Source organism: Rhodopseudomonas sp. WA056 (assembly GCF_010906995.1).
Taxonomy (GTDB): domain Bacteria; phylum Pseudomonadota; class Alphaproteobacteria; order Rhizobiales; family Xanthobacteraceae; genus Rhodopseudomonas; species Rhodopseudomonas palustris_G.
Map to the genome: position 1 here is coordinate 44,551 of NZ_QPFS01000015.1, position 11,756 is coordinate 56,306.

The 11,756-nt window shown below is 67.5% G+C and carries 12 protein-coding genes; 7 read left to right on the forward strand and 5 right to left on the reverse strand.

What is annotated here, in order from left to right; all coding sequences use genetic code 11:
* Positions 1–13: 13 nt before the first annotated feature.
* Positions 14–541 carry a ubiquinol-cytochrome c reductase iron-sulfur subunit gene (gene petA, locus DU475_RS05370; protein WP_041807719.1) on the reverse strand — a complete coding sequence of 176 codons (528 nt, stop codon included), beginning with the start codon at positions 539–541 and terminating at the stop codon, positions 14–16.
* Between the two features lie 274 nt (positions 542–815).
* On the opposite strand from petA, the gene DU475_RS05375 reads away from it, so the two are divergent.
* The 3 genes from DU475_RS05375 to DU475_RS05385 all read left to right on the forward strand — a co-directional run bounded on the left by DU475_RS05375 (position 816) and on the right by DU475_RS05385 (position 2,215).
* A complete protein-coding gene (locus tag DU475_RS05375; protein ID WP_047309909.1) occupies positions 816–1,271 on the forward strand; it encodes a tRNA (cytidine(34)-2'-O)-methyltransferase in 456 nt (151 codons plus the stop codon).
* A 10-nt stretch (positions 1,272–1,281) separates the two neighbouring features.
* Positions 1,282–1,914 carry a 7-carboxy-7-deazaguanine synthase gene (gene queE / locus DU475_RS05380; protein WP_164631100.1) on the forward strand — a complete coding sequence of 211 codons (633 nt, stop codon included), beginning with the start codon at positions 1,282–1,284 and terminating at the stop codon, positions 1,912–1,914.
* A 76-nt stretch (positions 1,915–1,990) separates the two neighbouring features.
* Positions 1,991–2,215 (forward strand): YodC family protein, encoded by a 225-nt coding sequence (locus DU475_RS05385; RefSeq protein ID WP_013501135.1) that lies wholly within the window; start codon positions 1,991–1,993, stop codon positions 2,213–2,215.
* A 208-nt stretch (positions 2,216–2,423) separates the two neighbouring features.
* Here the strand turns inward: DU475_RS05385 and DU475_RS05390 are convergent, their stop codons facing one another.
* From DU475_RS05390 to DU475_RS05405, 4 genes are read right to left on the reverse strand one after another with little or no spacing between them, the layout of a single operon-like run.
* Positions 2,424–3,680 (reverse strand): CCA tRNA nucleotidyltransferase, encoded by a 1,257-nt coding sequence (locus DU475_RS05390; RefSeq protein WP_013501134.1) that lies wholly within the window; start codon positions 3,678–3,680, stop codon positions 2,424–2,426.
* The gene (locus tag DU475_RS05395) at positions 3,677–3,940 is read right to left on the reverse strand and encodes a DUF6111 family protein (protein ID WP_013501133.1); all 264 of its coding nucleotides are present in this window, start codon (positions 3,938–3,940) and stop codon (positions 3,677–3,679) included. Before DU475_RS05395 ends, DU475_RS05390 begins: the two co-directional genes overlap by 4 nt.
* Positions 3,937–4,602 carry a CoA pyrophosphatase gene (locus DU475_RS05400; RefSeq protein ID WP_185966178.1) on the reverse strand — a complete coding sequence of 222 codons (666 nt, stop codon included), beginning with the start codon at positions 4,600–4,602 and terminating at the stop codon, positions 3,937–3,939. Before DU475_RS05400 ends, DU475_RS05395 begins: the two co-directional genes overlap by 4 nt.
* 8 nt (positions 4,603–4,610) lie before the next feature.
* Complete coding sequence (locus tag DU475_RS05405; RefSeq protein ID WP_047309908.1) at positions 4,611–5,222, reverse strand: DUF1285 domain-containing protein; 612 nt, start codon at positions 5,220–5,222, stop codon at positions 4,611–4,613.
* 233 nt (positions 5,223–5,455) lie between these two features.
* Between DU475_RS05405 and DU475_RS05410 the strand changes: the two genes are divergently transcribed.
* From DU475_RS05410 to DU475_RS05425, 4 genes are all read left to right on the forward strand, one after another.
* Entirely contained in the window at positions 5,456–6,460 is a 1,005-nt protein-coding gene (locus tag DU475_RS05410) for an AAA family ATPase (RefSeq protein ID WP_013501130.1), read from the forward strand.
* Positions 6,460–7,392 carry a DUF58 domain-containing protein gene (locus tag DU475_RS05415; RefSeq protein WP_164631102.1) on the forward strand — a complete coding sequence of 311 codons (933 nt, stop codon included), beginning with the start codon at positions 6,460–6,462 and terminating at the stop codon, positions 7,390–7,392. Before DU475_RS05410 ends, DU475_RS05415 begins: the two co-directional genes overlap by 1 nt.
* Positions 7,389–10,214: a DUF4159 domain-containing protein gene (locus DU475_RS05420; protein WP_164631104.1), complete on the forward strand. Its 2,826-nt coding sequence runs from the start codon at positions 7,389–7,391 to the stop codon at positions 10,212–10,214. The genes DU475_RS05415 and DU475_RS05420 overlap by 4 nt, the downstream gene beginning before the upstream one ends.
* 149 nt (positions 10,215–10,363) lie before the next feature.
* Positions 10,364–11,756: hypothetical protein (locus DU475_RS05425; RefSeq protein ID WP_164631106.1), on the forward strand; the 1,393-nt coding region annotated here is incomplete at its 3' end.

Genomic DNA, 11,756 nt, shown 5'->3' on the forward strand with positions numbered 1-11,756 from the left:
GCGCGCGGGAACGTCAGCCGATCTGGACTTTGGTGTCGGAGACGAATTGGTAGGGAGGAATCGGCAGATTGAGCGGCGCCGGCCCCTGGCGGATGCGGCCGGAGCTGTCGTACTGCGAGCCGTGGCACGGGCAGAAGAAGCCGTCGTAGTTGCCCTCGTGCGCGATCGGGATGCAGCCCAGATGGGTGCAGATGCCGACCACGACCAGCCAGTTCTCGTGGCCTTCCTTGGTCCGCGCCTGATCGGTTTCCGGATCCTTCAGATCGGCCAGCGGCGTGTTGCGCGCTTCATCGACCTGCTTCTTGGTGCGGTTCATGATGTAGATCGGCTGACCGCGCCAGAAAACCTTGATGTCCTGTCCTTCGGCGATCGGCGTCAGATCGACTTCGATCGGAGCGCCGGCGGCGATCGTCGAGGCATCCGGGTTCATCTGCGAGATGAACGGCCAAACCGCAGCCGCCGCACCGACGGCGGCAACCGCGCCGGTTGCGATGTAGAGAAAATCACGGCGTGTCGGTTCCGCCGAAGCCTCTGTGGTCACGATCCAAAGCCCTTTCATCTCTGCGACCGGCACAGCTCTCTCGACAGATTTGCGAGATCATTGCCCGGGGAGGTCGCGAGATCGGCGGCCTTCAGATGCCCCGGGCCGCTTGTCATGGCCGGTCGGGTAGAACAGACAGTCCAGAATCGTTCTATTGGCACCCTTGCCGGTAGAGCGCAAGCCCGCGAACGGCTAATTGGCGCGCCTCGATCGATTCAAAGATGTGCCATGACACACCACACGTTATCGTTCAGTTGATAGGGAGCATTACGGGATGCGGATCGCCCTGTTTCAACCCGACATCCCGCAAAATACCGGGACTATTCTTAGGTTTTGCGCCTGTTTGAACGTCGAGGCGCACATCATCGAGCCGGCCGGGTTTCCGACTTCGGACAGGCATTTCCGCCGCTCCGGGATGGATTACCTGGATCAGGTGAGCATCGTCCGTCACGATTCCTGGCTAAAATTCGAGCAATGGCGGGAAAACGCGGGTTGCCGGCTGATTTTACTTACGACCAAAGGTGAAAGACCTTATTTCGAACAGCGTTACCAGCCGACTGACGTACTGATGCTCGGCCGCGAAAGCGCCGGCGTTCCGGACGACGTTGCAGCAGCAGCCGATGCGCGGGTGGTAATTCCCATGCAGCCCGGCCTGCGCTCGCTCAACGTCGCGATGGCCGCCGCGATGGTGACCGGCGAGGCGCTGCGGCAAGTCCAGTTTGTACAGTGAGGACCGACGCGTGAGTTACGCGGTTAAGGAGATATTTCTGACGTTGCAGGGCGAAGGTGCCCATGCGGGCCGCGCAGCCGTGTTCTGCCGGTTTGCCGGCTGCAACCTGTGGACCGGACGCGAGCAGGACCGCGACGAGGCCACCTGCAAATTCTGCGATACGGACTTCATCGGCACCGATGGAACGCTCGGCGGCCGCTACGCCGGCGCGGAGCTGCTCGCCGACACCATCGCCGAGCAATGGACCGGCGATCCGCGCGAGCGCTACGTGGTAATCACCGGGGGTGAGCCGCTGTTGCAGCTCGACGGCGAACTGATCGCCGCACTGCACACGCGTGGCTTTGCGATCGGGGTCGAGACCAACGGCACGATCGAGCCGCCCGACGGAATCGATTGGCTCTGCGTCAGCCCGAAGGCCGGTGCCGAACTGCGCATCCGTCGCGGCGACGAGCTGAAACTCGTCTATCCGCAGCCCGGCGCGATGCCGGAACAGTTCGCAGCGCTCGATTTCGAGCGTTTCTCGCTGCAGCCGATGGACGGCCCGGAACGCGACGACAACACCACCCGGGCGATCGCGTATTGCCTGATGCATCCGCAATGGCGGCTCAGCCTGCAGACTCACAAGATCACCGGCATCAGGTAGCTCGCGCCGTCGTGATCCGTCTGTCATGACGAATCGCTAGGCTGCCCGAAGGTCAACAAACCGACGGGAGCCGATCATGGACTTGAAACCGGGCGATATCGTCATGCTGAAATCCGGCGGCCAGGCGATGACGGTTGCCGAAGCCGGCGAAGACAGCGCCGTGTGCCTCTGGATGGGCGAAGAAGGCGATCTGTTCCGCGAGACGCTGCCGCTCGCAGTCCTCGATTCCATCGCGGTCGAAGTCGACGATGAGGACGACAACGACGATCTCGACGAAGACGAGCAGACCAAGGTCGCCTGAGCGGCGTCCGAACACGAGCGTCCTCTACCCTCCTGCACGGTCGCCGATTGCCCCGGCAGCCGTGTTCATGTGTAGCAACGGATCAGTACCGGAGACGCTTCCCACGCCTGTCGTCCGGTGGCCTGAGGTCGACGGCCTCGGGCTTATGGCCGGTTGTCTGCCGCATCGGGGCTGGCGCCGATGCGGAGACGCTTTACTCGACTGGGATTCAAAGCAGGTGATCGCGGGCGAACCGCGCCGCGGTCTGGTCGGCGATGGTGCGTAGTGCGGCCGGCTCGAGCGGAAAATCGGCGGCGAGCCAGGCATCTTCGGCCAGCGTCAGCACATGACCGAGTGCCGGTCCGGCCGCGAAGCCGCGGGCGAGGAAGTCCGCGGCCTTGAGCGGGAATGCCGGCGCCTGCCAGCGCTCCGGCAGCGCGATCAGAGCGTGCCAGGGAGCCGGATCGGCGCCACGCCCGGCGCGCGCCCAGGCCAGCATCATGCGGTCGTGGAACCGGGCTTCGCCGAGCCGATACAGACGCCGCCGCGCGGTGGCCTCGTCCATGCCGGCGAGCCGCCACCAGCGATGCCCCATCGAGTCGAGCCGCTTGGCTTCGGCGTTGGAGAGCCGCAGCCGCTGCGCCAGCCGTTTGGCGTCTTCCGTCACCGCGACCGCCAGCGCGCCGAGCCGCCGGACCGGATCGGCCTCGAGCCCGAGCGCGCGTTCGGCGCCGATCATCGCGGCGAAAGCGCCGAGATAAGCGACGCCGCCGAGCACCGCGAGCAGTAGCCCGCCGTCGGCCATCGCCACCACCGAGGCCTCGGCGCCGCCCGCGACCATCAGCTTCAGCATCTCCATCCGCAGCCGCTCGGCGGATAACGTCGAAAGACCGTCGCGGCCGCGGATGCAGGCCAGATAAGCATCGCGATCCGGCGATCCGGCGCCATAGGCGGCGTGGATGCGGAAGAACCGCAGGATGCGCAAGTAATCTTCGGCGATGCGCTGATCCGGATCGCCGATGAACCGCACCCGCCGCGCCGCGATATCGGCGAGACCGCCGACGTAGTCGTGCACCGTGCCGTCGGCTGACATCGACAGGGCGTTGATGGTGAAGTCGCGGCGCTGCGCATCGCGCGCCCAGTCGCGGCCGAATGCCACTTTGGCCTTGCGGCCGAACGTCTCGACGTCCTCGCGGAGCGTAGTGATTTCGAAGCCGTGGCCCTCGAGCACCAGCGTCACCGTGCCGTGCTCGATTCCGGTGGGCACCGCCTTGATGCCGGCGGCCTTGGCGCGCCGGACCACCTCGTCCGGCAGTGCGGTGGTGGCAATGTCGACATCGCCGATCGGCAGCCCGAACAGCGCGTTGCGGACCGCACCGCCGACCACCCGCGCCTCTTCGCCGTCCCCGTTCAGCAGCGCCAGTACCCGCGCCGCCGGTCCCGTATGCAGCCACGGCGCATCGCTGCGCACCGGCACGTCGGTCATTTCTCCACCCCAGGCACCAGCCTGCCGTTCTCCAGATGCGCCGGGACATAGGTCGATCCCGGCGGAGCGCCCGAATAATGCACAAGCAGCAGCAAGCTCAGAATCACCAGTACCAGTGCCGACGCCACCAGCCAGCCGACAACCCGCAGCGGCCACGACGAACGCTGCAGCATTGCCGAACGGGTCGCGATCAGGAAGACCGCGTAGAGCACGAAAGGTATGAGGAAAATTGCGAGCTCGGTGAGAACCACACGGATCATGGCAGGCAAACCCGTTCGTACAGCGCGCGCAAAATCCCGGCAGTCGCGCCCCAGATGTAGCGCTCGGCGAACGGCATCGCGTAGTAGGAGCGCTGCGCGCCGCGAAACTCCTTGCTGTGCAATTGATGATTGCCGGGGTCCATCAGGAACGCGAGCGGCACTTCGAAGGCGTCGTCGACTTCGGATTTGTTGATGGCGAGCTCGAAACCGGGCCGCACCCGCGCCACCGTCGGCAAGATCCGGAAACCGAAGCTGGTACCGTAGACGTCGAGATAGCCGATCGGCTCGACATAAGAGCGATCGAGCCCGACCTCTTCTTCTGCCTCGCGCAGCGCGGCGTCGAGCGGCGAATTGTCGGTGGGGTCGATCTTACCGCCGGGGAAGGCGATCTGGCCGGCATGGTCGTTGAGATGCGCCGCCCGCATCGTCAGCAGCACGGTCGGCTCGGCATGCTCGACCACCGGGATCAGCACCGCGGCGGGGCGGATCGGCCGCTCCTGGGCGATCGTGCGCAGCATCTGCTCGTTGCCGTGATCGCCTGCGGTCGGAACGATTGCGGCGTCGGTCAGCGCCGGCGGCACGTCGAATCGCAGCCGCCGCCGGGCGCGATCGAAAAATTCCATCGAACTGATACTGCGGCCAGTCGACTGCGTGCCCGTCATCGGTCCGGTCAATGCGCTTCCCTCGTCAGCTCGGCATCGGCCATGGCGAAGAACGAGCCGCCTGACACGATGCCGAACATCGAGTGACCATCGACCATCCGCTCCTCACCGATGTCAACAAGATCGTAGTACAATGCCCGCGTCACCTTGGCCCATAGGCCGGCACGAACGTGAAGGTACGGTGTCACTCCGCCGTCGGGGGCGAATTCGAACCGCAGCCCACTTTCGCCGTCGCACGTCACCCAATCGTCGACATTGGTACGAAAGCGCAGCAGCGGGCCGCGCGCGTCATGGTCCTTGATCATTTCGACGGCGAGAAACGGCGCGTCATCGACGATGATGCCGACCTTTTCGACCGGCGTGACCAGGAAGTGCTTGTCGCCCTCGCGCTTTAGAATGGTCGAGAACAGCCGCACCAAAGCCGGGCGGCCGATCGGGGTGCCGAGATAGAACCAGGTTCCGTCGGAGGCGATCCGCATGTCGAGGTCGCCGCAGAACGGTGGGTTCCACAGATGCACCGGCGGCAATCCCTTGCCACCGGCCGCACGCGCCGCAGCGTCACGGGCGGCCTCGGTGAGACCGTCAAGATCGTGCGATGAACCCTGCCCTTGCTTCGCCATTGTTTACCCTGACCCTCGAATTCTGAACTGGCACGATAGCTGCTCAATTTCGCCACGCGCAGCTTGATTTAACTCTCCACATCGTGATCCGCGCCATCTCGCGATGCTCATAATGTGGGGAAAGATTTGGTGAATGAAACCAGAGCCTTCGCCGGAGCGCGGCGAACCGCCTAACATGGCCTCATCAAGGGCAACCGGCCCGGCGGCGACAAGTTCGGACAGGAGAGACCAAGATGGCCGGCGCAGACAGTGTCGAGAAACTCGAAGACGTCATCGTTCGCTCGGCCGAGCAGGTCGCAGGTGAAGTGCGCGCCGCCAAGGAGGCGATCGCGACCGTGATCTTCGGTCAGGATCGCGTGGTGGAAAATACCCTGGTGACGATCCTGTCCGGCGGCCACGCGCTGCTGATCGGCGTCCCCGGTCTCGCCAAGACCAAGCTGGTGGAAACCCTGGGTGTCACGCTCGGGCTCGACGCCAAGCGTATCCAGTTCACCCCCGACCTGATGCCATCGGACATTCTCGGCGCCGAAGTGCTCGACGAGACCACTGCCGGCAAGCGGTCGTTCCGCTTCATCGCCGGCCCGGTGTTCGCCCAGCTTCTGATGGCCGACGAAATCAACCGGGCCAGCCCGCGCACCCAATCGGCGCTGCTGCAGGCGATGCAGGAGCAGCACATCACCGTCGCCGGCGCCCGGCACGATCTGCCGAAGCCGTTCCATGTGCTGGCGACCCAGAATCCTCTGGAACAGGAAGGCACCTATCCGCTGCCCGAAGCCCAGCTCGACCGCTTCCTGATGGAGATCGACGTCGACTATCCGGATCGCGATGCCGAGCGCCGCATCCTGTTCGACACCACCGGTGCCGAGCAGAGCGCACCGAAAGCGGCGATGAGCGGCGAAACGCTGCTGTCGGCGCAGCGGCTGGTGCGCCGGCTGCCGGTCGGCGACTCGGTCGTTGAAGCGATCCTGTCGCTGGTGCGCTCGGCGCGTCCGGGCCCCGAGGCCGGCGAACTCGGCAAGCTGATCGCCTGGGGTCCGGGGCCCCGCGCCAGCCAGTCGTTGATGATGGCGGTGCGCGCCCGGGCGCTGCTCGACGGCCGGCTGGCGCCGTCGATCGACGACGTCCTCGACCTCGCCGAGCCGGTGCTGAAACATCGCATGGCGCTGACGTTCTCGGCGCGCGCGGAAGGCCGCACGATTCCGGACGTAATCCAGAAGCTCAAGAGCCGGATCGGCTGATGGCGCAGCCCGGCGAGCATCGCACCCAGGAGACGCTGGCGGTCCGCCGTGCCGACGGCGAAAGCCGCTCGCTCGCGGCGTCGCTGCCGCGGCTGATGCTCGAGGCCCGCCGGATCGCCAACAACGTCACCCACGGCCTGCACGGCCGCCGCCGTGCCGGCGCCGGCGAGAACTTCTGGCAGTATCGCCGCTTCGTCTCCGGCGAGCCGGCCACGAGCGTCGATTGGCGCCGCTCGGCGCGGGACGATCATCTCTATGTCCGCGAGCTGGAATGGGAAGCCGCCCACACGGTCTGGCTGTGGCCCGACCGGTCGCTGTCGATGGCGTTCGCCTCCAAGGGCGCGCGCGACAGCAAGCTGGAGCGCGGCCTGATCGTGAGTTTTGCGCTGGCCGAACTGCTGGTCGCCGGCGGCGAACGTGTCGGCATCCCCGGACTGATGAACCCGACCTCCAGCAACAACGTCGTCGACAAGATGGCGCAGGCGATCCTGCACGACACCACCCATCGTGGCAGCCTGCCGCCGTCGTTCGTGCCGTCATCGCTGTCCGAGATCGTTGTGCTGTCCGACTTCTGGTCTCCGGTCGGCGATATCCGTCCAATGCTGGCCGGACTGTCGGCCTCCGGCGCCCACGGCACGCTGGTCCAGATCGTCGACCCGGCCGAAGAGAGCTTCCCCTATGCGGGACGGGTCGAATTCGTCGAGCCCGAAGGCGGCGGCGCGATCACCGCCGGGCGCGCCGAGAAGTGGGCCAGCGACTACGTCGCGCTGGTCGCCGCGCATCGCGACGCGATACGGCTCGAGACGTCGAAGCTCGACTGGCTGTTCTCGACCCACACCACCTCGCGCTCGGCCGCCGAGCTGTTGCTGTTCCTGCACGCCGGCATGACCACCGCCAAAGGCGCCGCCGGCAAAGCGGGGCGCGGCGCATGATCGGCAGTCTGCCCCTCGGCTTCGCGCAACCGCTGCTGCTGCTTGGTCTGCTGGCGCTGCCGGCGCTGTGGTGGCTGCTGCGGGTGATGCCGCCGCGGCCGCGGCGGATTGATTTCCCGCCGACCCGGCTGCTGTTCGACATCGCCCCGAAGGAAGAAACGCCGTCGCGGACGCCATGGTGGCTGACCGCGCTGCGGATGCTCGCCGCCGCGCTGGTGATCGTCGCCCTCGCCGGCCCGATCTGGAATCCGCAGACCGCCGCTGGCGGCAGCCAGGCACCGCTCTTGCTCCTGCTCGACGACGGCTGGACCGCGGCGTCGAGCTGGGAGGCACGGATCACCGCCGCCGACGAGCTGATCGCCGAAGCCGACAGCGCGCGCCGCGCGGTGGCGCTGGCACCGCTGTCGGAGACCACGCGCGATCCGGCCCTGATGCCGGCCGGCACCGCACGGGTGGCGCTGCGCCAGCTCGCACCGAAGCCCTACGCGGTGAACCGGTCCGAAGCGCTGCCCGGGATCGAGCGGTTCCTGAAGACCGCGGGCGATGCCGAGTTGGTATGGCTGACCGATGGCATCGACACCGGCCGCGGCAGCGAGTTCGTCACCGGGCTGAATCGGCTGGTGCAGAATCGCAGCGTCACCATCGTCGAGGGCGGCGCCCCGCCCGCCCATGCGCTGGTCGCCGCCGAGAACGCCGCGGCGAAGATGACCGTCAAGGTGCTGCGCGCGGCGACCGGCGGTCTCGACGCCGGCACGGTGCGGGCGCTCGACGGCAAAGGCCTGCCGATCGCCGAGGCGCGCTATAGCCTCGCCCCGGGCGCCTCGGAAACCGACGCCGCGTTCGAACTGCCGGTCGAATTGCGCAACGACATCGCCCGGCTGGAGATCGCAGGCGAACGCTCCGCCGGCGCCGTGCAGCTCCTCGACAAGCGCTGGCGCCGCCGCGCCATCGGTATCGTGTCCGGCGCAAGCAGCGACACCGCGCAGCCGCTGCTGGCGGCGACGTTCTATCTCACCCGCGCGCTGTCGCCGTTCGCCGACCTGCGCCAGGGCGAACGCGCCGCGCCGCAACAGGTGATCGCGCAATTCCTCGATCAGAAGCTGCCGATGATCGTGCTCGCCGATGTCGGCGCGCTGTCCCCGGAAATACGCCAGCGGCTCGATTCCTGGATCGAACAGGGCGGCGTGCTGGTGCGGTTCGCCGGCCCCCGCCTGGCACGCCAGGACGACGACGATCTGGTGCCCGTGAAGCTGCGCAAAGGCGGCCGCAGCCTCGGCGGCAGCCTGACCTGGGAGAGACCGCAGCAACTCGCCGCGTTCTCCGGCGACGGCCCGTTCGCCGGCCTCGCAGTGCCGGGTGACGTCACTGTCAACCGGCAGGTGCTTGCGGAGCCGGACGCGACGCTGCCCGGCAAGAGCTGGGCCTCGCTCGCCGACGGCACCCCGCTGGTGACCGGCGAGCATCGCGGCAAGGGTCTGGTGACGCTGTTCCACATCAGCGCCGACATGCGCTGGTCGAACCTGCCGATGTCCGGCACCTTTGTCGAGATGCTGCGCCGGCTGGTCGACATGTCCGGCTACACCGCGGCGCCCGGAGCCGGGGTCGCCGCCGATCCCAACGCCGCCGAGACGGTGTCGCCGCTGCGAAACCTCGACGGTTTCGGCGCGTTCGGCCCACCGCCGGCCTCCGCCAAGCCGATCCCGGCCGACTACCGCGAGCGCGGCACGGTGGAACATCCGCCCGGCTTCTACGGCCCCGCGGATAGTCCGATCGCCGTCAACGCACTGGCGGCCGCCGATCGGATCGCACCGCTCGACAGTTCGGCGATCAACGCCCGCCGCGCCGCCTACAGCAATGCCGAGCCGCGCGACCTGCGCGGCGCGCTGCTGGCCTCGTCACTCGGCCTGTTCCTGCTCGACGCGTTGATCGTCGCCGTGCTCGGCGGCGGGCTGGCCGCGCTGCTGATGCGCCGCCGCCGCACCGCCGCCGCCGCGCTGGCGCTGATCGTGGCGCTGCCGCTGGCGTCGATGCCGGTGCCGCTGCACGCGCAGAGCGCCAAGGACGAGTTCGCAATCAAGGCAACGGCACAGACCCACCTCGCCTATGTGATCACGGGCAATGCCGACGTCGACGCCATCGTCAAAGCCGGGATGAACGGCCTGACGCTGTTCCTGGCGCAACGCACCGCGCTGGAAGCCGGCGAGCCGGTCGGCGTCGATCCGGCGCGCGACGAATTGTCGTTCTTCCCGCTGATCTACTGGCCGATCGTCGCCGGCAGCCCGAAGCCGCCGCAGGCAGCGCTCGACAGGATCGACGCCTACATGAAACAGGGCGGCACCGTGATCTTCGACACCCGCGACGCAGTCGAAGCGCAGCCCGATCCCAGCGGCGCGTCGCAGACCCCCGGTATGGTGACGCTGCGCAATGTGCTGTCGTCGCTCGACGTGCCGGAACTGGAGCCGGTGCCGCGCGAGCACGTGCTGACCAAGACCTTCTATCTTCTGCGCGACTTCCCCGGCCGCTTCACCGATGGCCAGACCTGGGTCGAGGCGCTGCCGCGCGAAACCGACGATGACGACACCACCCGCCCGGCGCGTGGCGGCGACGGCGTGTCGCCGATTATCATTACGTCGAACGACCTCGCCGGCGCCTGGGCGATGCGACCCGACGGCCAGCCGATGCTGCCGCTGACACCGGGCGAGCCGCGCCAGCGCGAATTCGCCTTCCGCGCCGGCGTCAACATCGTGATGTACACCCTGACCGGCAACTACAAGGCCGACCAAGTCCACGCCCCCGCGCTGATCGAGCGGCTGGGGCAGTAGTTAGCTTATCCTTCGAGATGCCCGGCTTCGCCGGGCTCCTCAGGATGAGGGAGAGGTCTCGCTTGAGGCGGGACGACGAAGCGAGGACCTCATGGTGAGGAGCATCGCGCAGCGATGCGTCTCGAACCATGAGCGACGAGGAGAACAGCTTGCACTACGGCATCGCCTTTGCGCCTCTGGTCCCCACCCTCGTGCTGTGGGTCGCCGTCGCCGCTGTCGTGGTAATCGCGGTGGCGCTGCTACTCGGGCGGGCGCGCGGCGCCTGGGTGCGGATCGTGGCACTGGCGCTGATCGTGCTGGCGCTCGCCAATCCGTCGATCACCCGCGAGGAGCGCGAGCCGCTGTCGTCGGTGGCGGCGGTGGTGGTCGACAAGAGTCCAAGCCAGGATTTCGGCAAGCGCGCCGAAGAGGCCGAGCAGGCCAAGGAGACGCTGGTCGGCCGGCTGAAGCAGATCAGGGGGCTCGAAGTCCGCGTCGTCGAAGCTGGCCAGGCCGATGGCGAGACCGACGGCACCAAGCTGTTCGGCGCGGTGACCTCGGCGCTGTCCGACGTGCCGACCGACCGCGTCGCCGGCGCCTTCCTGATCACCGACGGCCGGGTCCACGACATCCCGGCGACCGCCCAGGCGCTCAGCTTCCAGGCCCCGGTGCAGGCGCTGATCACCGGCCGCAAGGACGAGCGCGACCGCCGCGTCGCGATTGTGGCGGCACCGCGGTTCGGCATCGTCGGCCAGACCCAGACCATCACCTACCGGCTCGACGACCAGGGCATCACTGGCGACCGCGCCCGCGTCACGGTTCGGCGCGACGGCGAGCTTCTGAATCAGCGCACCGTGCTGAGCGGCCAGACCGTCAGCATCGACGTCGAGATCAAGCACGCCGGCCAGAACATCGTCGAGATCGAAGCCTCGCCGGTCGATAACGAGCTGACGCTGGTCAACAACCGCGCCGTGGTGTCGATCGACGGCGTGCGCGACAAGCTGCGGGTGCTGCTGGTGTCGGGCGAGCCGCATTCCGGCGAGCGCACTTGGCGCAACCTGCTCAAATCCGACGCCAGCGTCGATCTGGTGCACTTCACGATTCTGCGGCCGCCGGAGAAGCAGGACGGCACGCCGATCAACGAATTGTCGCTGATCGCCTTCCCGACCCGCGAGCTGTTCCAGCAGAAGATCAACGAGTTTCAACTGATCATCTTCGACCGCTACGCCCGCCAGGGCGTGCTGCCGATGGCGTATTTCGACAACATCTCGCGCTATGTCAGGAACGGCGGCGCGGTGCTGGTGTCGGCCGGGCCGGACTACGCCTCGACCACCTCGATCTGGCGCACGCCGCTCGACACGCTGTTGCCGGCCGAGCCGGTCGGCGTCACCGAGAAGCCGTATCACGCGCGGCTGTCGGACGCCGGCAAGCGCCACCCGGTGACGCGCGGGCTCGAAGGCTCGGCATCCGAACCGCCGGCCTGGAGCCGGTTCTTCCGCACGGTCGACACCCGCAACACCACCACGGCGCCGCTGATGACCGGCGCCGACCATATGCCGCTGC